This is a genomic window from Corynebacterium ihumii (assembly GCF_028609825.1).
Taxonomy (GTDB): domain Bacteria; phylum Actinomycetota; class Actinomycetes; order Mycobacteriales; family Mycobacteriaceae; genus Corynebacterium; species Corynebacterium afermentans.
In genome coordinates, this window is sequence record NZ_CP063190.1 from 283,969 (window position 1) to 303,383 (window position 19,415).

General features: G+C 66.5%; 18 protein-coding genes. 16 read left to right on the forward strand and 2 right to left on the reverse strand.

Going from position 1 to position 19,415, the window contains the following annotated elements:
- The first annotated feature begins 83 nt into the window (after positions 1–83).
- Genes CIHUM_RS01385 through CIHUM_RS01420 form a run of 8 tightly spaced genes read left to right on the forward strand, consistent with a single transcriptional unit; the run spans position 84 to position 9,892 of the window.
- The gene (locus CIHUM_RS01385) at positions 84–1,820 is read left to right on the forward strand and encodes a uroporphyrinogen-III synthase (protein WP_034997100.1); all 1,737 of its coding nucleotides are present in this window, start codon (positions 84–86) and stop codon (positions 1,818–1,820) included.
- Positions 1,821–1,868: 48 nt separating this feature from the next.
- Positions 1,869–2,870, forward strand: a complete 1,002-nt coding sequence (hemB, locus tag CIHUM_RS01390) for a porphobilinogen synthase (RefSeq protein ID WP_392389854.1) — start codon at positions 1,869–1,871, stop codon at positions 2,868–2,870.
- Between the two features lie 10 nt (positions 2,871–2,880).
- Entirely contained in the window at positions 2,881–3,477 is a 597-nt protein-coding gene (locus tag CIHUM_RS01395) for a hypothetical protein (RefSeq protein WP_148363820.1), read from the forward strand.
- A gap of 12 nt (positions 3,478–3,489) precedes the next feature.
- The gene (locus CIHUM_RS01400; RefSeq protein ID WP_051106245.1) at positions 3,490–4,002 is read left to right on the forward strand and encodes a DUF7144 family membrane protein; all 513 of its coding nucleotides are present in this window, start codon (positions 3,490–3,492) and stop codon (positions 4,000–4,002) included.
- Positions 3,999–6,605 carry a heavy metal translocating P-type ATPase gene (locus tag CIHUM_RS01405; protein ID WP_081634357.1) on the forward strand — a complete coding sequence of 869 codons (2,607 nt, stop codon included), beginning with the start codon at positions 3,999–4,001 and terminating at the stop codon, positions 6,603–6,605. Before CIHUM_RS01400 ends, CIHUM_RS01405 begins: the two co-directional genes overlap by 4 nt.
- 11 nt (positions 6,606–6,616) lie before the next feature.
- A complete protein-coding gene (gene hemE, locus CIHUM_RS01410; RefSeq protein WP_034997104.1) occupies positions 6,617–7,666 on the forward strand; it encodes a uroporphyrinogen decarboxylase in 1,050 nt (349 codons plus the stop codon).
- A complete protein-coding gene (locus tag CIHUM_RS01415) occupies positions 7,666–9,099 on the forward strand; it encodes a protoporphyrinogen oxidase (protein WP_034997106.1) in 1,434 nt (477 codons plus the stop codon). Before hemE ends, CIHUM_RS01415 begins: the two co-directional genes overlap by 1 nt.
- A 31-nt stretch (positions 9,100–9,130) precedes the next feature.
- Positions 9,131–9,892 (forward strand): DedA family protein, encoded by a 762-nt coding sequence (locus tag CIHUM_RS01420; protein ID WP_051106246.1) that lies wholly within the window; start codon positions 9,131–9,133, stop codon positions 9,890–9,892.
- A 201-nt stretch (positions 9,893–10,093) separates the two neighbouring features.
- On the opposite strand, the gene CIHUM_RS01425 is transcribed toward CIHUM_RS01420, so the two are convergent.
- Positions 10,094–10,930, reverse strand: coding sequence for an NAD(P)-dependent oxidoreductase (locus CIHUM_RS01425; RefSeq protein ID WP_034997108.1), 837 nt, complete (start codon positions 10,928–10,930; stop codon positions 10,094–10,096).
- A gap of 20 nt (positions 10,931–10,950) precedes the next feature.
- On the opposite strand from CIHUM_RS01425, the gene hemL reads away from it, so the two are divergent.
- The 8 genes from hemL to CIHUM_RS01465 are packed head-to-tail and all read left to right on the forward strand — an operon-like array spanning position 10,951 to position 18,165.
- Positions 10,951–12,276 (forward strand): glutamate-1-semialdehyde 2,1-aminomutase, encoded by a 1,326-nt coding sequence (gene hemL, locus CIHUM_RS01430; RefSeq protein ID WP_034997110.1) that lies wholly within the window; start codon positions 10,951–10,953, stop codon positions 12,274–12,276.
- Entirely contained in the window at positions 12,277–12,879 is a 603-nt protein-coding gene (locus CIHUM_RS01435; RefSeq protein WP_034997112.1) for a histidine phosphatase family protein, read from the forward strand. It begins immediately after the preceding gene.
- 8 nt (positions 12,880–12,887) lie between these two features.
- Entirely contained in the window at positions 12,888–13,460 is a 573-nt protein-coding gene (locus CIHUM_RS01440) for a TlpA family protein disulfide reductase (RefSeq protein ID WP_034997114.1), read from the forward strand.
- Complete coding sequence (locus CIHUM_RS01445) at positions 13,461–14,234, forward strand: cytochrome c biogenesis CcdA family protein (RefSeq protein ID WP_034997116.1); 774 nt, start codon at positions 13,461–13,463, stop codon at positions 14,232–14,234.
- Positions 14,235–15,884 (forward strand): cytochrome c biogenesis protein ResB, encoded by a 1,650-nt coding sequence (gene resB / locus CIHUM_RS01450; RefSeq protein WP_034997118.1) that lies wholly within the window; start codon positions 14,235–14,237, stop codon positions 15,882–15,884.
- A 30-nt stretch (positions 15,885–15,914) separates the two neighbouring features.
- Positions 15,915–16,892: a c-type cytochrome biogenesis protein CcsB gene (gene ccsB / locus CIHUM_RS01455; RefSeq protein ID WP_034997833.1), complete on the forward strand. Its 978-nt coding sequence runs from the start codon at positions 15,915–15,917 to the stop codon at positions 16,890–16,892.
- Entirely contained in the window at positions 16,892–17,911 is a 1,020-nt protein-coding gene (gene galE / locus CIHUM_RS01460; protein ID WP_034997120.1) for a UDP-glucose 4-epimerase GalE, read from the forward strand. Before ccsB ends, galE begins: the two co-directional genes overlap by 1 nt.
- The gene (locus CIHUM_RS01465) at positions 17,908–18,165 is read left to right on the forward strand and encodes a helix-turn-helix domain-containing protein (protein WP_034997122.1); all 258 of its coding nucleotides are present in this window, start codon (positions 17,908–17,910) and stop codon (positions 18,163–18,165) included. Before galE ends, CIHUM_RS01465 begins: the two co-directional genes overlap by 4 nt.
- 295 nt (positions 18,166–18,460) lie before the next feature.
- Here CIHUM_RS01465 and CIHUM_RS01470 read toward each other — a convergent pair whose 3' ends face one another.
- Positions 18,461–19,381: a DDE-type integrase/transposase/recombinase gene (locus tag CIHUM_RS01470; RefSeq protein WP_187370399.1), complete on the reverse strand. Its 921-nt coding sequence runs from the start codon at positions 19,379–19,381 to the stop codon at positions 18,461–18,463.
- Positions 19,382–19,415 lie beyond the last annotated feature (34 nt).

The following is a 19,415-nucleotide window of genomic DNA, read 5'->3' on the forward strand; positions in this document are numbered from 1 at the left end:
TCGGTGGGCCACTTTCAGGCCGATCAACACCGCGAACCCAGCCGCGCGGGGGCGGTTTATTTGTGCCTAGAAGAGATTTCTCCATGACAGAGCCCACTCACACCCCCCAGCCGGGGAAGGTGATCTTCGTTGGCGCTGGACCGGGCAACCCAGAGTTGCTCACGGTTCGCGCCCGCGAGGTAATGGAATCCAATTCTATCGCCCTCGTGGACCCTGAGGTGTCAGCGGGGGTCCGAAGCGTCATCGGGTCGGCGCTGCCAGTGCCGAAAGCCAAGATGGACGCGGCGAACCAGCGATACGAGCAGATGTGCGCCGAGGCGAAGGCTGCCGGTGCGAGGCGTAAACCGCCCCGCCCCGAGGACCCGACTGCTGCAGAGCTGCAGGAGGTTGGGCTGGACGGCGGCGTGATCGTCGAGAAGCTGAAGCTCGCGCTGACAGAAGCCGCGGACATCGTGGAGCGCGGCGAGGCTGGCGACGGCGACGTGATCCGCCTGGTGTCCGGCAACCCGCTGACGCGCGACAACGTGATGGAGGAGATCTCCGCGGTCGCGGCCGAGGGCATGGAGTTCCAGGTCGTGCCGGGGATGTCGCTGCCGTCGACGGTGCCGTCGTTCGCCGGTATCGCGCTGGGCTCGACCTACACGGAAGCCGACCTAAACAACGGCGACGTGGACTGGGACCAGCTCGCCGCCGCCCCGCAGCCGCTGGTGCTGCAGGCGAACCAGGAGCACCTGGCGGATATGGTGGAGCAGCTCACGCAGCGGGGCCTCCAGGCGTCTACGCCCGTGACGGTGACCACGCGTGGCACCACCCGCCTGCAGCGCACGTTCGACGCGACGCTGGGCACCGTGGGCAAGCTCGACGCCGAGCTGGAGGGGCCGCTGGTTGTCACCCTCGGCACCGCGGCGGACGACCGCTCGAAGTACTCGTGGTGGGAAAACCGACCGCTATACGGCTGGCGCGTGCTCGTGCCGCGTGCGAAGTCCCAGGCGGGGCCGATGAACGCCCGCCTGTCGCAGCACGGCGCGATCCCGCAGTCCGTGCCCACGATCTCGCTGGAGCCGCCGCGTAACCCCGCGCAGATGGACCGCGCGATCAAGGGCATCGTGGAGGGCCGCTACCAGTGGATCCTGTTTACGTCGGTCAACGCCGTCGACGCGGTGTGGTCGAAGTTTGAGGAGCTGGGCCTGGACGCCCGCTCGTTCGCCGGCGTGCACCTGGGCGCGGTGGGGCAGAAGACCGCCGATGCGCTGATCGCCCGCGGCATGCAGCCGGAGCTTCTGCCGCACCGCACGAAGCAGAACGCGGCTGGCCTGGCGGAGGCGTTCCCGGAGTACGTCGAGGACATCGACCCGGTCTCGCGCGTGCTGCTGCCGCGCGCGGACCTCGGCTCCGACGTGTTGGTGGACGGCCTGCGGGAAAAGGGCTGGGAGGTCGACGACGTAGTCGCTTACCGCACCGTGCGCGCCGCCCCGCCGCCGCCGGAGACGCGCGACATGATCAAGACCGGCGGCTTCGACGCCGTGTGCTTCACATCGCCGTCGACGGTGAAGAACCTCGTGGGTATTGCGGGCAAGCCGCATTCGCGCACGATCATCGCCTGCATTGGCCCGGTCACCGAGGCGGAGGCGCGCGAGCAGGGCTTGCGTGTCGACGTCGTCCCGGAGGTCGCCGACATCCCCAACCTCGTCGACGCCCTGGCGGAGCACGTGGCTGGCCTGCGCGCGTCGGGGCAGCTGCCGCCGCCGCGCAAGAAGCGTCGGAAGGCAGCGAAGGCTGACAAGAGCACCGGCGGGGATACCGCGGCTGCGGCTGGCTAACAACGCGCCAGCTGGGTCGTGTCGGGTGCGCGTTCTAAGATGTGGCGCATGGCTGATTACGACTTGACTCGACGCCCCCGCCGCTTGCGGCAAACCCCCGCTATCCGTGAGTTTGTCACGGAGACGCGACTGCACCCGGCAGACTTCATCCTCCCGCTGTTCATCGCTGACGGCATCGACGCCCCGCGGGAGATTCCGTCCATGCCGGGCGTGTACCAGCACACCCCGGAATCGCTGGTTGAGATCTGCCGCGAGGCACTCGACGCCGGCGTGAAGTGCGTGGATCTGTTCGGCGTGCCGCGCGATGAGGACAAGGACGCCACCGGTTCCGTTGCGGTTGCTAACGACGGCGTGCTCAACCGCGCGATTGCGCTGCTGCGTAAGGAGTTCGGCGACGAACTGATCATCATGGCGGACACCTGCCTGGACGAGTTCACCGACCACGGCCACTGCGGCGTGCTCACCACCGACGCACACGGCAGGGAGGTGGTGGACAACGACCCCACCGTGGAGATCTACTGCGAGATGGCGGTGGCCCAGGCGCGCGCGGGCGCGCACATTGTCAGCCCGTCCGGCATGATGGACGGCCAGATTGAAAAGATTCGCGGGGCGCTTGATCGCGCAGGCTTCGCCGATGTCGCCATCATGGCCTACTCCGCGAAGTACGCCTCCAAGTTCTTCGGCCCGTTCCGCGACGCGGTCGGCTCCTCGCTGAAGGGCGATCGACGCACCTACCAGCAGGACCCGGCGAACGTGCGCGAGTCGCTTTTGGAAACGGAGCTGGACATCGCCGAAGGCGCGGACTTTGTCATGGTCAAGCCCGCGCTTCCGTACCTGGACGTGCTGGCCAAGATCGCGGAGATGTCCCCGGTTCCGGTGGCCGCCTACCAAGTCTCGGGCGAGTACGCCATGCTCAACGCCGCTGGCCAGCACGGCTGGATCGACTATGAGGACACGATGATGGAAGCGTTGGTATCCATCAAGCGCGCCGGCGCAGACCAGATTTTCACCTACTACGCCATCGAGGCAGCAAAGAGGCTCAATGGTTAGCTTGCCGCCAATGAATCCGGGGTCGCCGAGCAGGGTGGAACCGGAGGCCGTCGAGAAGCAAAAAGTCTCCATGCCAGAAGCCGTGCGCTACATGCTCGCGGCCTGGACCGTGATGATCGGCGGGGAACTGCTGCACCAGATTCTTGCTGTGGCGGCGAGCGTGATCGACCCGTCCGCGCTGCGCGAGGTGGCCAAGGAACGCGCCACAAAAGGCGACGGCGAGGTCTCCGAGGCGCTGATGAATGCCAGCGTGTACGGCTCCATCTTCATCATGGCGCTGTTGCAACTCGGCATAATCCTGCTGTTCGTCTTCGCGCTGCGGGCGGTGCAAAAACAGGCGAAGTGGGCGGAAAACGCCCGTCGGCTGCTACAGATCTTCTCCGTGTTTTTCGCGCTGCGCATGCTCACGCTGTTCATGATGGTCCCGGCCTCCACCACGGTGCCGACGGCACTGTTCGGCGTGGACGGGGTTATCCAGATCGTCCTTGGTGTTGCGGGCGTGATGGGCGTGATCTATTCAGTGGATAAGGACTCCGTGGCGTGGACCAAACCGCCCAAGGACAAAGACAGCAACGCTGCGGAGCCGGCGGAGAAAAAGGAGCACTAAACCGTGGCAGGGATGTTCCCGACGATGGTGTCGGACCCGAACGACAGGAACCGGCGCTTTACCGGCGAGGTCGGGCAGGCGTGGCCGAAGCCGCTGAAGATCGGCTACTACCTGATCCTGGCGGCTGCCGTGCTCATGCTTGTCATCGGGTTCGTGTCCCTGGCCAACGGTGTGCCGGACAGGCTCCCGGACACCTGGATGATTGAAGGGGCCGACGAGGAGCTGTACGACCGCTTCGCGTTTAACCTGCGTATTTTCGCCTGGGGCAGCATCATCCTCGGCTCCCTCATCACATCGTGCTGCGCCTACTTGCCAAAAGGCTCGAAAGTCGCGCGCCGCTGGCTGGCCGGATTCATTGGCCTGGCGGTGTTTTTGCAGCTGGCCAGCTTCTTCGTCGGCGTGGCGGGGCTGGCGTCCGTCGTCGTGGTTGTCGTTCTGGTCTTCGCCCTGTTTTTCGTGTTCCGCCCGGCCGCAAACGCGTTTGTGGATAAGCGCAGCGGCGATGTTTGGGAAGGGGTGGAATGAGCAAGTACGAGGGCGAGGACCTGGAAAAGCTCAGCGCCACCGGGCGCGAAGGCGCCAAGCTGGAGGAGCTGAGCGGAGAAGAGCTCGACGACTACATTGAGGCCGCCCGCGACGCAGCCAGGGAAGCCGGGGTCGACCCGGCCACTGCCCGTCGCGACCTGGACGGCGAGCTCGTGCGCCCCAATGCGTCCTACGCCTTTGAACTGCGAGGGCTGGAGGACGGCCCGCAGCTGACAGAGATCGAAGACGCCCTCGAATCCCTCGACGGCGTTTCCGCCCGCCTGGTGTACCCCACCCGCATGGCGTGGGTGACGGCGCCGGCGACCATGCCGCTGCCGCAGCTGATCAAGACCATTGAAGAGTTCGGCGTGACCCCCGTGGTCACGGACTCCACTCTGCAGCGCCGCGCCCACGGTCGCTACTGGACGGAACACCCCATGCCGCGGCGCGCCAAACACCACCGGAAAGAAGAAGCGGCGCACCTTTTGGCCCGCGCCCAGGGGTTCGTGCAGAACAAAACCCGCGCGGAGCGCCGCAGCGGCGACGTCCTGTTTACCGCCCGCGACCTGGTCACCCCGGGCAGGCTGTGGCTGGCGGTAGTGCTGACCATCCCGGTGCTGCTGCTGACCTACGTGCCTGCCCTCGGGTTCCCCGGCTGGCAGTGGGTGGCGTTCGCGCTGACCACCCCGGTGGCGCTGTGGTGCGCCTCCCCGTTCCACCGCGCGATGGCCGGTGGCGTGCGCCGCGGGCTCTCGGCGCTGGACGGTGCGAGTTCCATCGCCATTTTGGCGTCCTACTTGTGGTCCTTTGCCATGCTGTTGTTCACCGACGCCGGGCGCATCGGTTACCAATCCAGCGGCACCTGGGTGCCGTTGGAGATCGGCCGCGGCCCAGAGCTCTACCTGGAAGTCTCCTGCACCGTGACGACGTTGCTGCTGCTCGGCCGCTTCTTTTCTATGCGGGTGCGCACCAACCTGCTGGACGAGCTGGAGGCGCGCCGCCCCGGCGCCGAGTCGACCTACGAGGTCACTCACCGCAAGAAGGGCGGCGGCTGCGAGCAGCTCCCAGCGACCGAGATCATGCGTGGCGACGACGTCCGCGTCCGCGCAGGCCAGGTCATCCCCGTCGACGGGGAAGTGGTCGGCGGATCCGGCACGATCGGCTGGGAGCTGGTGAACACCCATGACAGCCCTCAGTTGAAGGTGGGCAAGCGCGTCGTGGCGGGCTCTGTGCTGCGCGAGGGCGACATCAAGGTCCGCACGATCCGCGTCGGCCACACCACGCTACTGACGGCAGTGCACCGATGGCTGGAGGATGCCTCGCGCCACCAGAACGCCGCCACGATGGTCTCCACCCGCTCCGCCAGCATGCTCATCCCGGCCGCGTACGCGATTGCGGTGCTGGACTTCGGTCTGTGGTTGTTGTTTACCGGAAACGTCAACACGGCGGCGTCGACAGCATTGGCGATTTTGGTGGTGGTTGCCCCGTTTAGCCTTGCCATCTCGCCGGCGCTGGCGATCCGCCAGGGCATCGAGGCCGCCGTGCGCAACGGCGTGCTCATGAGAGACGGCAACGCTTTGAGAGTCCTGTCCAAGGTGGACACCGCCGTGTTCAACCGTGTGGGCACCCTGGTGCTGCCGGAAATGCACGTGGAAACGGTCACCGCCGCAGACGGGGAAAGCAGCGAACTGGTAGTCCGCATCGCCGGTGTGCTTTCTGCGGATTCGGACCACCCGGCCTCGCGCGCCATTGTGAAGGCAGCCCGCGAGGTGCGCGACGCCCGCTCCGGAGACCCGCGCCTGCCGGATTGGATTGAGGTCGGCGACGACACAGTCACCCCCGACGGCGAATTCGGCGGCCGCCTCACCGCCACCTGGGGCTCCGGGGAGAACGCCCGCACCCATACTTTCGACGCCTCCCTGTGGCGGCCCACCAACCTGTCCCAGCTCAATGGCAAGTTGTTGGTGGCCGCCACTAATGGCGGCACCCCGGTGGTGGTGCGCTGGGACGGCAAAGACCGCGGCGTGATCACACTTTTCGACCCCGCCAAGGAAGACGCTATCCAGGCGGTGGACACCCTGGAATCCATGGGTGTGGAAACGGTGATGCTCTCGCGCGACACCTATCCGGTAGCGCGCCGCTTCGCCGACTTTTTGGGCATCTCCCAGGTGCTCGCGGGCATCCGCTCCCACCAGAAACCCGCCTCGGTGCGCGCCCTGCACACCCAGGGCGGCATTGTGGCGATGGTGGGCGATTCCAGCGTGCTGCCGGTGCTGCGCGTGGCGGACTCCGGCATCCTGTACGCCGGCGAGGACCTCTATGGCACCAAGGCGCCGAGTTGGAACAACGTCAGCGACGTGGTGCTCGTGCGCAACAACGTCATGGCCGTGCCCCAAGCTATCGAGCACGCCCGCCGCGTCAACCGGATCGCCGACAGGAACCTGTGGTTCGCCGGCGTCTACAACGCGACCGCCATCGTTCTCGCTGCCGCAGGCGTGCTGCCCCCGGTGGGCGCAACCCTGCTCATGCTGGGAAGTTCCCTGCTCGTGGAGTACAGCTCGCGCCGCGCCAGCCGGTTCCGGGTTCAGGGTCTGCGCCGGTAGGCTTGGGTGCCATGACCAGACGCGATCTCACCAACGCACCCCTGCTCGAGGCGGCCTGTGGCCGTACCCCCTCGCGCACCCCGGTGTGGTTCATGCGCCAGGCCGGCCGCTCCTTGCCCGAATACCGCGAAGTGCGCGAAGGCATCCCCATGCTGGACTCGTGCTTCAAGCCGGAACTTCTTGCGGAGATCACGCTGCAGCCGGTGCGCCGCCACGACGTCGACGCCGCGATCCTGTTCTCCGACATCGTGGTCCCGCTCAAGGCGGCGGGCGTGGACGTGGAGATCGTGCCCGGCCGCGGCCCGGTGATGGCGGAGGCGGTGCGCACGCGCAGTGATGTGGAGAAGCTGCCTGTGCTGGATAGCGAGGTCGCCGCCGTCGCCGACGGCATCCGCATCATCCTGGACGAGCTGAGCGATACCCAAGCCCTGATCGGCTTCGTCGGCGCGCCGTTTACCCTGGCCAGCTACCTCATCGAGGGCGGTCCGAGCAAGAACCACGAAAAGACCAAGGCGATGATGCACGCCGAGCCGGAAACCTGGCACGCGCTGATGCGCCGCCTGGTGCCCACGATCATCGCGTTCCTGCGCACGCAAGTCGAAGCCGGCATCGACGCGATGCAGCTGTTCGACTCCTGGGCGGGCTTCCTCACCGAAGCCGACTACCGCGAATTTGTTCTGCCGTACTCGGTGGAGATCCTCGAATCCGTCGCAGGCGAGATCCCACGCATCCACTTCGGGGTGAGCACCGGCGAGCTGCTCGGCGCGATGTCCGAGGCCGGCGGCGAAGTCATGGGCGTGGACTGGCGCGTGCCGCTGGACACGGCCGCGACCCGGTTTGCCACCCCGCGCGTGCTGCAGGGCAACCTGGACCCGGCCATGCTGTTCGCCGGCACCGACGTCGTGCGCGACGAGGTCGCGCGCATCAAGGCGGAAGCCGCCCGCGCAATCGCAGCGGGCGACGCCACTGGACACATCTTCAACCTCGGCCACGGCGTGCTGCCCACCACCGACGCGGACGCGATCACCGAGGCTGTGCGCATCATCCACGAGGAGAGCTAATGAACATCGCCATCATCGGTGCCGGCCTGGCGGGCCTGACCGCCGCGTACGAACTTCGCAGCACGGGCTCCGCCCGCGCCGGGGCAGAGGACGACCTGAAGGTCGACGTCTACGAGGCCACCGACCGGCTCGGCGGCAAATTGCACACCGTCGCTTTTGAAGCCGGCCCCACCGACATGGGCGCCGAGGCGTTCATGGCGCGGCGCCAAGACGCTGTGGACTTCTTCACCGAGCTCGGCCTTGCCGGCTCACTGGTGGAACCGTCCGGCCTGCGCTCCCTGGTGTGGGTGGACGGCGAGACGCGGGGGCTGCCCACCGGCGGCGTGATGGGCATCCCGTCGACGTCCGAGACTGTCGCACACCTGGTCAGCGAGGACACTGCCCAGCGCATCGACACCGAGGCCGACCGCGAAGGATTCGCCTGGGAGGTCGGCGGTGACGTCAACGTGGGCGCGCTCGTGCGCGAACGCTACGGCGACGAGGTGGTGGACAACATCGTCTCCTCCCTGCTCGGCGGGGTGTACTCCTGCACCGCCGACGACCTCGGTGTGCGCGCGACCATCCCGCAGCTGGCCGAGGAGCTCGACCGCCTCGCCGCCGCAGACGCAGACGGCAAGGTCCACCTGTCCACCGCCGTGGCCAACCTGGAGCGCTCCCGCCGCGAGATGCCCACCGGCCAGGGTGCGGTGTTCAAGACCTTCCGGGACGGCTACCAGGAGGTCTACGAAACGCTCGCCGAGAAATCCGGCGCGGACATCTACATCGACGCGTTCATCTCCGCCATCGAGCTCGAGGGCTCGAAGTACCGCCTCAAAGGCGGCGAGGACACCGCCTACGACCACGTCATCCTCGCCGTGCCCGCCCCGACTGCGGCGCTGTTGCTCAAAGAGGTTGCTCCTGAGGCATCCGGGGCGCTGAAAACTGTGAAGCTGGCCAACTCCGCGGTGGTGGGCATGCGGTTTGCCACCGACGAGGGCTTGCCGCAGAACTCCGGCGTCCTCGTGTCCACCGGCGCGGAGGACGTCCACGCGAAGGCGTTCACGTTCTCCTCGCGCAAGTGGCCGCACCTTGCCGAGCGCGGCGGCGCACTCGTGCGCGCCAGCTTCGGCCGCTTCGGCGACAACGTCGCCATCACCGCCACCGAGGACGATCTCGTGGACTGGGCCCTCGACGACCTCAAAACCATCACCGGCTTCGACGGTCGCGCTGCCGGCCTCGAGGAGATCTACGTCCAGCGCTGGCTCGGCGGCCTGCCCCGCTTCGACGAGAACCACCTCGCCACCGTGGCCAAGGTGCGCAGCCTGCTTCTCGACGAACCAAAGGCATCCCACATCTCCCTCACCGGCGCGTGGGCCGGTGGGGTCGGCGTGCCGGCAGTGATCGCCGATGCGAGGGCCGCGGCGGCAGCTGCCGTCGATAAGCAAAAGCCCTAAACCCACGGGGCGTGCGCTAGGTTGATCACCTATGGAAGAACACGCGGATCCACGCGAGACCACCGCCGAGAAGGAGTGGTGGGAAGAAGACGGCCTGCCGTGGAACGGCAAACCCACCAAGGCTGACTACTGGTGCCTGGGCTGGTTCGGCTTCGTCGGCATCTTCGGCCTGGCCATGATCCCGCTGCGGGCCTGGCTTCTGGGCCTGGACCCGCCGATCCTTTTGGCGCTGACCGGCTCGCGCATCGGCGCGGCTTCCACCGGCGCGCTCGCCGCGGTGGGGGAGGCACCGAACTGGCTGTGGTTCTTGCTCATCGGCTCGATCGTGAACATCAAGTTCGATTGGATCTACTGGTGGGCTGGCAAACTCTGGGGCCGCGGCATCCTAGACGTGCAGGCCGCCAACTCACCTCGCGCCGCGAAAAACATCGCGCGGGTGGAGCAGTGGGCTATCAAGCTGGGCTGGCTGGGCATTTTCGTCGCCTACGTGCCAATCCCGCTGCCGATCGCGTTCGTGGTGTTCGTGCTCATGGGAATGACCGGGATGCCGCTGTGGAAGTTCATGGTCCTGGACTTCATCTCCAAGACGCTGTGGTCGTTCCTCTACCTGGGGCTGGGTTGGTGGATCGGCGAGCCGGTGGTGATGGTGCTGGAGCAGTACGCCAAGGTGGCCAACTGGATCGCCATCGTTCTGCTGGTGGTGGTGTTTTTCGGCATCTTCCGCAACCAGAACAAGAAGAAGCCGGCGGTGCAGCCCGAGGTCGTGGGCAACGAGTTCGAGGCCGGGCGTTAGGCCGGCCGGGCGGCGCCAAAAGTCGAGCGGCGGAGGTCGAGTACGCCCTGTTTTAGGCCCGGACTCGACCTCCCGTACTCGACTTTCGCGTCGGTGGGCGAAGGGGGGCCTGACAGATTCCGCCAGGCGTCTGCGTCGACCTGGGGGGGTAGGGCCGTCTGACAGATTCTGCCGCGAAGTGTCGGACCCCAGGGCCCGCCGCTAGCGGTTGACCACGACGGTGGAGAAGTCCTCGTCGCCGCGGCCGGCGTCCTGCTGGGCCTCCAGCGACGCCAGGGCGGCGGAGACGGCGGGCAGGTCCTTGTCCGAAGACGCGAGCATCAACCGGGCGTCCTTGGCGATGGCGTCGGCGGTGAAGTCGCCGGGCGAGGTAGAGCGCTCGCCCAAAAGGAACGGCGACTTCATGTTCACGATGAACTCCAGGCCGGTGGAGCCGAGCATGTCCACCACCTGCTCCGGCGACAACCCCTGGGATTCGCCCAGGTAGAGCGCCTCCTTGAACCCTTCGATGGTGACGGCCAAGGCGAGGTTGGCAAGCAGTTTGCCCACGGCGGCGCCGGTGGCGGTGTCCACTTCCTTGAGCCGTGAAGGGTTGGCGGCGGCCCAGGGGGAGACGACGTCGGCGACTTGAGAACGTCGAGAGGCATCGGCGCCTCCGACGTAGACGCCGAGCTTGCCGGCGCGGGCGGGCGGGAGCGACCCGACGACCGGGGTGTGCACGTAGCCGGGCACGGCGTCGGCGAAGGCGGCGGCGTCGGCGGGGGAGATGGTGGTGGCATCGGCCCAGGTCACGCCGTCGGGGATCAGCCCGGGCTCGATCACCACCTCCCGGACGACGTCGGGGCCGAACAGGCAGGTGATCACCAGCTCGGCGCCTTCGACCGCCTCCGCGGGCGTCGAGGCGGCGGCAGCCCCGCGTGAGACCAACGGCTCGGTCTTCTCGGCGGTGCGGTTCCATACGGTGAGTTCGTGGTCGTCGACAAGCTTGAGCGCGAGCTCAGTGCCCATGCGACCGAGGCCTAAAAACGCGATTTTCATATGGCCTAGGATAGACAATCATGACTGCGGAAAAGCCGACTTCAGCTAATACCCAGCGCTCGCACGAACTGTTCGAGCGGGCGCAGAAAACCACCCCGGGCGGCGTGAACTCGCCGGTGCGCGGTTTCGGCTCGGTGGGCGGGCAGACCCGCTTCATCCAGAGCGCGCACGGCTCGCAACTCATCGACGTGGACGGCAACTCGTACGTGGACCTGGTGTGCTCCTGGGGCCCGATGGTGCACGGCAATGCCCACCCCAAGATCGTCGAGGCGGTGGAGAAAGCCCTGCGCAACGGCCTGAGCTTCGGTGCGCCCACGGAGGCGGAGATCCAGATCGCGGAGCACATCGTCAAGCGCACGTCGGTGGAGGAGGTGCGCATGGTCAACTCCGGCACGGAGGCCACCATGTCCGCCGTGCGTCTGGCACGCGGGTTCACGGGCCGGCCGAAGATCATCAAATTTGAGGGCTGCTACCACGGCCACGTGGACGCGCTGCTGGCGTCCGCGGGCTCCGGCATCGCCACGTTCTCCCTGCCGGATTCCCCGGGCGTGACTGGCGCGCAGGCGCAGGACACCATCGTGGTGCCGTACAACGACATTGAGGCGGTGGAGCGCGCGTTCCGCGAGAACGAGGGCCAGATCGCCGCGGTGATCACCGAGGCGGCCGCGGGCAACATGGGCACCGTCGCCCCGCGCAACGACTTCAACGCCAAGCTCAAGGAGCTCGCGCATCTCGACGGCGCGCTGTTGATCCTGGACGAGGTGATGACGGGCTTCCGCACCTCGTATGCCGGCTGGTATGGCGTGGATAACGTCGCGGGCGACCTGACCACTTTTGGCAAGGTCGTCTCCGGCGGCCTGCCGGCGGCGGCGTTCGGCGGCCGCCGCGACATCATGGAGCACCTCGCGCCGAACGGCCCCGTCTACCAGGCGGGCACCCTGTCCGGTAACCCGGTGGCGATGGCATCCGGCCTGGCTTCGCTGGAGCTGGCGAGCGAGGACATCTACCCCACGCTGAACAAAAACGCGGATTTGCTGGAGCGTTTGCTTCACGACGCCCTCACGGCCGAAGGGGTCACCCACCACATCCAACGCGCGGCGACCATGCTGTCCATCCGTTTCGGCGAGGGCGAGGGCCACAACTTCGCCGACATGCAGGCCGCCGACACGTTCCGCTACGCCCCGTTCTTCCACGCCCTGCTGGACGCTGGCGTGTACGCGCCGCCGAGCGCGTTCGAGACCTGGTTCGTCTCCACCGCGCTGACGGACGAGGACTTCGGCCGCATCGAGGACGCGCTGCGCGGCGCCGCGAAGGCCGCCGCGGCGGCGCAACCCGCGGAGGCCTAGATGACGAAGACGACGGTGCACCTGGTGCGCCACGGCGAGGTGTACAACCCGAAGAAGATCCTCTACGGGCGCATGCCGGGCTACCACCTGTCTTCACGTGGCAACTCCATGGCCGTGGCCACCTCGAAGTTCTTCCGCGGCCGCGACGTGGTCTACCTGGCGGCGAGCCCGCTGGAGCGCGCGCAGGAAACGGCGCGCCCGATCGCTGAGGTCACCGGCTGCGAGGTGGACACCCGCGAGGACATCCTGGAGGCCGGCAACACGTTCGAGGGCTTGCGCACGAAGGGGTGGCGCTCGCAGCTGATCAACCCGATCCGCTGGCGGCACATGACCAACCCGCTCGAGCCGAGCTGGGGCGAGCCCTACCAGGAGATCTTCGAGCGCATGTGGTCCGCGGTCGAGGCCGCCCGCAGCAAGGCCGAGGGCCACGAGGCTGTGATGGTCAGCCACCAGCTGCCGATTGTGATGGTGCAGCGCCACGTGCAGGGCAAGCGTCTGGCGCACGCGAGCCGCAACTGCGACCTGGCGAGTGTGACCTCACTTGTGTTTGACGGCGGCAGTGTTGTTGACTGGGCCTACAGCACTCCTGCCCAGCACATTTGAGAGGTACTATGCGCAAGCTTTTCGCCGCGCCGCTTTGCGCGGCCGCGCTTTTGCTGGCTTCCTGCTCCGGCGCGGAAACCGGCGGCAACTTCGCGTTCCACTCGCCGGGCGGGCAGACTGAAATCTTCTACGAGGAGGCGGACCGCAAGCCCCTGGCCGGCTTCGAGGGCGAGTCGCTTCTCGACGAAGGCCAGACCATCGCCCTGAGTGATTTCGAGGGCGAGATCGTTGTGCTCAACGCGTGGGGACAGTGGTGCGCGCCGTGCCGCGCGGAGGTGGACGACCTGCAGCACGTGCACGAGCACCTCCAAGCGCAGGGAAACGGCACCGTGCTGGGCATCAACGTCCGCGACCCGAACCCGCAGATCGCGCGGGATTTCCTGGCGGATAACGGGGTGACGTACCCGTCCATCTACGACCCGCCGTTTAAGACCGCCGCCTACTTGGGCGGCGTGCCGTCCTCGGTGATCCCGACGACGATCGTGCTGGACAAGCAGCACCGCCCGGCCGCGGTGTTCCTCCGTGAGATCACCGCGGACGATCTGCTCGAGGTCGTCGACCGTCTCGCCGGGGAGGCATAGGTGGGCTTCGCCGATCTTGTCGCCGACGGCCCGCTGCTGCTCGGCCTGTTCGCCGCAGCGATTGCCGGGTTAGTCTCTTTCGCTTCGCCGTGCGTGATCCCGCTCGTGCCTGGCTACATCTCGTACCTCACCGGTGTGGTTGGCGGTGAGATGACACTCGACGAGGACGGGCCCCGCGTGTCCCGCAAACACTGGGCGGTCGCCGGTGCCGCCCTGCTGTTCATTATCGGGTTCACCGTGGTGTTCCTGCTGGCCACCGTCACCGTGTTCGGCGCGGTCAGCGCCATCGCGCTCAACGCGCAGACGCTCACCCGCATAGGCGGGGTAGTCACCATCCTCATGGGCCTGGTGTTCATGGGCGCCGTGCCCGCGCTGCAAAAAGACACCCGCATGAGCCCGAAGAAGTGGACCACCATCATCGGCGCGCCGCTGCTCGGCGGGATCTTCGCACTCGGCTGGACACCGTGCCTGGGGCCCACGCTGGCCGCCATCATCTCGGTGTCCGTGGGCACCGAGGGCTTCACCGCGGCGCGCGGCGTGGTGCTCGTCATCGCGTACTGCATCGGGCTGGGCTTGCCGTTTCTGCTTGTCGCATTCGGCTCGGCGAAGGCCGTGCGCAGCATCGACGTGCTGCGCCGCCACTCCCGCGCCATCCAGATCGCCGGCGGTGTCGCCATGATCGTTGTCGGCATCATGCTGCTCACCGGCGCCTGGGACGTGTTTATCGGTTGGTCGCGCCAACTCGTCGACGGATTCGGAGGGACGATCATCTAAATGCGCACCGCTTCGACTTGGCTGAAAAAGGCGTGGCACTGGCTCACCAGCATGCGCACCGCCTTGATGCTGCTGTTCGTGCTGGCGGTCGCCTCCATCCCGGGCGCATTGTTGCCGCAGCGCACCGTGTCGTCCTCGCTGGTGGACGACTACCTCAAGGCCAACCCCACCACCGGACCGATCTACGACAAGCTGCAGCTTTTCGACGTCTTCCAGTCCACCTGGTTCCTCGCCATCATCCTGCTGCTGACCATCTCCCTGGTCGGCTGCATCATCCCGCGCTCCATCGACCACTGGCGCGCGTACAAGGCCAAGCCGACGCGCGCGCCCAAGTACCTGGGCCGCATGCCGCACCACGTGGAGGGGGAGGTCGCGGGGACACCGGAGGACGTCGAGAAGCAGTTGCGCAAGCAGCTGAAACGCTGGCACGTGGCGTCCTACGAACCGGACGAGGACCGCGCCGGGGCGTACTCCATTTCGGCCGAGCGCGGCTACACGCGAGAGCTGATGAACCTGATTTTCCACATCGGCATCGTCGCCATGATCCTCACCTTCGTGGCCGGCCGCATGGTGTTTTACGAAGGCCAGGTCATCGTGGTCACCAACTCGGAGGCCGAATCCGCGGTGCCGGTGGAGCAATCGCGGGTGTTCTGCAACACCAGCCCCGCCAACTTCGACGTGTTCCGCGCAGGCCCGCTTTTCGACGGCACCGGCCTGACCCCGTTCTGCTTCGAATCCCAGAACTTCTCGGCCGCCTACCTGAATAACGGGCAGGCCAACGAGTTCTCCTCCGACATCACCTACACCGACGACCTGACGGTCCCGCAGGACCAGTGGAAGCCGGCGAGCCTGGCGGTGAACCACCCGCTGCGCGTGGGCGGCGACCGTGTCTACCTGCAGGGCCACGGCTTCGCCCCGCAGATCACCCTGACGTGGCCGAACGGGGAAACCCGCACGCAGATGATGCAGTTCCGGCCCACGGACGTGTTCACGTTCCTGTCCTCCGGCGTGATGCGCTTTGACCCGCCCGCCGGCATGTACCCGGACCTGACGGAGCGTCGCCAGCACCAGATCGCCATCGAGGGCAACTTCGCGCCCACCGCCCGCTGGGCCGGGCCGAACGGCGACCAGCTGCAGTCCGCGTTCCCCTCCATGGACGACCCGGCAGTGTCCGTGGACGTCTACGTCGGCGACGCCGGCCTGGACACTGGCCGCCCCCAGAACATCTTCGTGCTGGACCAGTCCCTGGTGGCCGACGGGCGCCTGGAAAAAGTCTCCCGCGTCCAGCTCACCCCCGGCTCCGTAGCCACGGTGGACACCGGCGACGGCGAGGTGAAGGTGCGCTTCGACGGCGCCGCCGAATACGCCAACTACCAAATCTCCCGCGACCCGACGCAGGTGTGGGCGCTGGTCTCCACCGCGATCATGCTCGGTGCGCTCGCCGGCTCGTTGGCCATCAAGCGCCGTCGCGTGTGGGTAAGAATTCGCCCGGGTACCTCGGGCCACACCCGAGTCGAAATCGCCGGGCTCGCCCGCACCGACCGCGCCGGGTGGGGCCGCGAATTCGACGACATTGCCGCCGCTATCCTCGGTCTCGAACCCGACGACGAAGAGGGCGAGCAGGGGGAGTTCAACCCCTATGACCTTTGATAACGCCTGCTAGTGGGGTAGGTTATGGGCATGCTCGTCAACACAACCATGGCGGAGCTGTCTGACCTGACGTTCCGCACCGCATTCATCGTCTACATCGTGGCGCTGATTCTGGCGTTCATCTACTACGGCCGCGTCAACAGCATCATCGAGGCGCGACGCGAGGCCCTGGCAGAGCAGAAGGTGCTGGTTGGCGCGGGGGGACCGGAGGTCGTCGAGAAGCAAAAGTCCGACGAGGACATGATCGCCAACGCCCGCAAATGGGCAGGCATGACCCAAGCTCTCGTTTGGGTCGGCGTGGCGCTGCACCTGGTGGCGTTTGTCACCCGCGGGCTCGCCGCGGGGCGGTTCCCGCTGGGCAACCTGTACGAGTACATCCTGTTCATGACCGCCGTGATCATGGTCGTCGCCGCCGTAGTGGTGCAGCGCAAGAACTGGCACACCGTCTGGCCGTGGCTGCTGTTTCCTATGGTCATCGCGATGTTTTTGAACTCCACGGTGTTCCATATGCAGGCCGCGCCCGTGGTGCCGGCGCTGCAGTCCTACTGGCTGCCGGTGCACGTTTCCTCGGTGTCCATCGGCGCGTCCGTGGGACTGGTCTCCGGCGCGTTCGCGCTGCTGTACCTGCTGCGTATGCACCAGCCGCGCGGTAAAGAGCACGGTGTCCTGGGTGCGATTGCCCGCCCGCTGCCGGACGCGAAAACGCTGGACCAGATCGCGTATAAAACCGCGGTGGTGACCCTGCCGCTGTTCGGCATCGGCATCGTCTTCGGCGCCATTTGGGCCGAGGTGGCCTGGGGCCGTTTCTGGGGCTGGGACGCCAAAGAAACCGTCTCCATGGTCACCTGGATCCTCTACGCCGCCTACCTCCACGCGCGTGCGACGGCCGGCTGGAAGTCCACCGCCGCCGCCTGGATCAACGTGTTCGCCATGGCCATGACGATCTTTAACATGACTTACGTCAACACCGTGATCGCTGGCCTGCACTCCTACGCGGGGCTGAACTAGTGAAAGTCCTGATCACCGGCGGGGCCGGCTACATCGGCTCCACTATTGCGTCCTGCTGCGCGGACGCCGGGTTCACCCCGGTGATTGTGGACGATTTTTCCACCGGCCTGCGCGTCTTTGGCCAGCGCTTCGCCTGCTACGAGGGCGACGTCGCCGAGGTTGATCTGCTGGAGCGGGTGTTTACCGAGCACCCGGACATCGACGCGGTGATCCACTGCGCCGCCAAAATCGTCGTGCCCGAGTCCGTGGAGCAGCCCTTGATGTACTACGACAACAACGTGGGCAAGGCCATCACGCTGTTGTCGGTGATGGAGCGCTTCGGAGTGCGCCGGTTCGTGCTGTCCTCCACCGCGTCCATGTACGAGCCGGGCGAGGACTACATGGTGGACGAAACCAGCGCGGTGAACCCGCAGAGCCCGTACGCGGCGTCGAAGTGGCTGCTGGAGCGTGTGCTTCGCGACGAAGCCGCCACCGGCCGCCTCGGCGTCGTCGCGCTGCGCTACTTCAACCCGATCGGCGCTGACCCGGCGCTGCGCACCGGCCTGCAGAACCCGCACCCCACCCACGCCATGGGCAAGATGATCGAAGCTCACGCCGCCGGCGAGCCCTTCACCGTCACCGGCGTGGACTGGCCCACCCGCGACGGCTCTGGTCTGCGCGATTACATCCACGTCTGGGACCTTGCCCGCGCGCACGTCGCGGTGCTTCAGCGCTTCGACTCTGTGGTGGGGGAATCCGGCTACGACGTGATCAACCTCGGCACCGGCCAGGGCACCACCGTCTTCGAGCTCGCAGAGGCGTTCGGCGAAGCCACCGGCACCCCGCTTGAGGTTCGCACTGGCCCCGCCCGCCCCGGCGACGTGGTCGGCAGCGCGTCGCGCACCGACAAGGCCCAGTCGGTGCTGGGGTGGTCCGCGGAGCTCTCGCTTGTCGACGGCGTCCGCCACGCCCTCGCCTGGTCCAAGAAACTGCCCGCAGTGCTCACCGAGGAAGCCGGACGGAAGGAGGCGGGCCGATGAGCGACGCCCACCACAAACCCCGCAACAAGCAGGGCAAACCCGCCAGCGACGACCCGGTGCTGATCGCGCTGGGGGAGCAGATCGCCTCCCGGCGCCGCGCCGTCGGCCGCCTCCAGCAAGACGTCGCCGACGCCGCCGGGGTGTCCCGCTCCACCCTGCACACCATCGAGCACGGCGGCGCCGGCGTGCGCTGGGAGAAGGTCATCGCCGTGGCCGAGGCTCTGGGGCTGCGGATGGGGTTCACGGAGGCGTAGGTCGGGCTTCTTCCACTCGTCGCGGCCGTGTCCCGCCCCCGCCGCTGACAGATCGCGGCGCATCTGTCAGGCAGCCGGAAACCCCCAGGTCGGGGCAAGCGTCCGTCGTAATCTGTCAGGGATCCGGCGCCGGTGTGGAATAGTTCACCCGCTGAGGTGCTTCCGATGAACTATTCCGCAGCCGGATTTCGACGACCTGGGCAAATGTGGGCTATGCGGCCGTCCAACTGCAAGAAAGTTCACGAGCTGGGTCTGCGGACTTCCTGTGAACCACTCGTTGCCGTTGTGTTGTTGGCTAGGTGGTTTTGGCTAGGTTTCTTTGCTTAGCCAGGGTTGTGTATTGCCCGTCTGGTCCGGTGGTGAGTCTGTCAAAGACGAACCAGTCCAGGTAGTCGTCAAGATACTCCATAAACTCCTCGGTCGTGAGCTTTTCAGGTCGAATCCCATTGGCATAAAGTTCGCGCTTGACGGTGCCGAAGAAGCCCTCGACTCGGGCGTTGTCGCCGCTGTTGCCAAGCCGCGATAGGGACGGCACCATCAACCAGGCGTTATCGCAGGGTTTTTCCTGCGTGCATTGTTCGCATTGTTGCCTGTCGTGGCTGGTGTCGGTGAGTCGATCGACCCAGTCGGCGTGGCGGTAGTGCCAGCCGCGGTCGGTGTGCAAGCCGGGGCGTTGCCCCGGTTGTAGTTGCTCGAGCCCCGCTTCAAGCATGGTGTTGGTCAGCAACGCCGCTGGTCGTGTTGCGCAGGTGTATGCGATGGGCATGTTGTCGTGGAAGTCGATTAGCGGGCTAAAAAAGACCTTGCCGTCAGCGCATTGAAACTCGGTGATGTCGGTGCCGAGTTTTTGGTTTGGTGCGTCGGCGTAAAAGTCGTGCACCAGATCCTTCCTGCCCGCCTGCCTGCGACGATCCGCTTGCGAACGATATCTTTGCGAGACGTGGGTGCCATTTTTGACGACAGTATCGATATCTCCAACCAGACATCGATTCGCTGGACGATGGGCAGTTTCACCCTTATATGAGCTGTAGCGCTTTGTGTGTTTTGTCTTCGGCTGCAGGTGTTCCTGGCTCATGATCGTGCGAATCGATTTTTCACCGAGTGAAAGACCGTTCGCTTTGCATACTTCAGTCACGCGGCGGTAGCCGTAGGTCATGCGATTGTCCTCACAAACAGCCGAAACCAATGCCTTGGCCTGGGCTTTGCGGTCGACCAAAGGGTGATCCAACCGTCGGCATGCCGACTTGTAC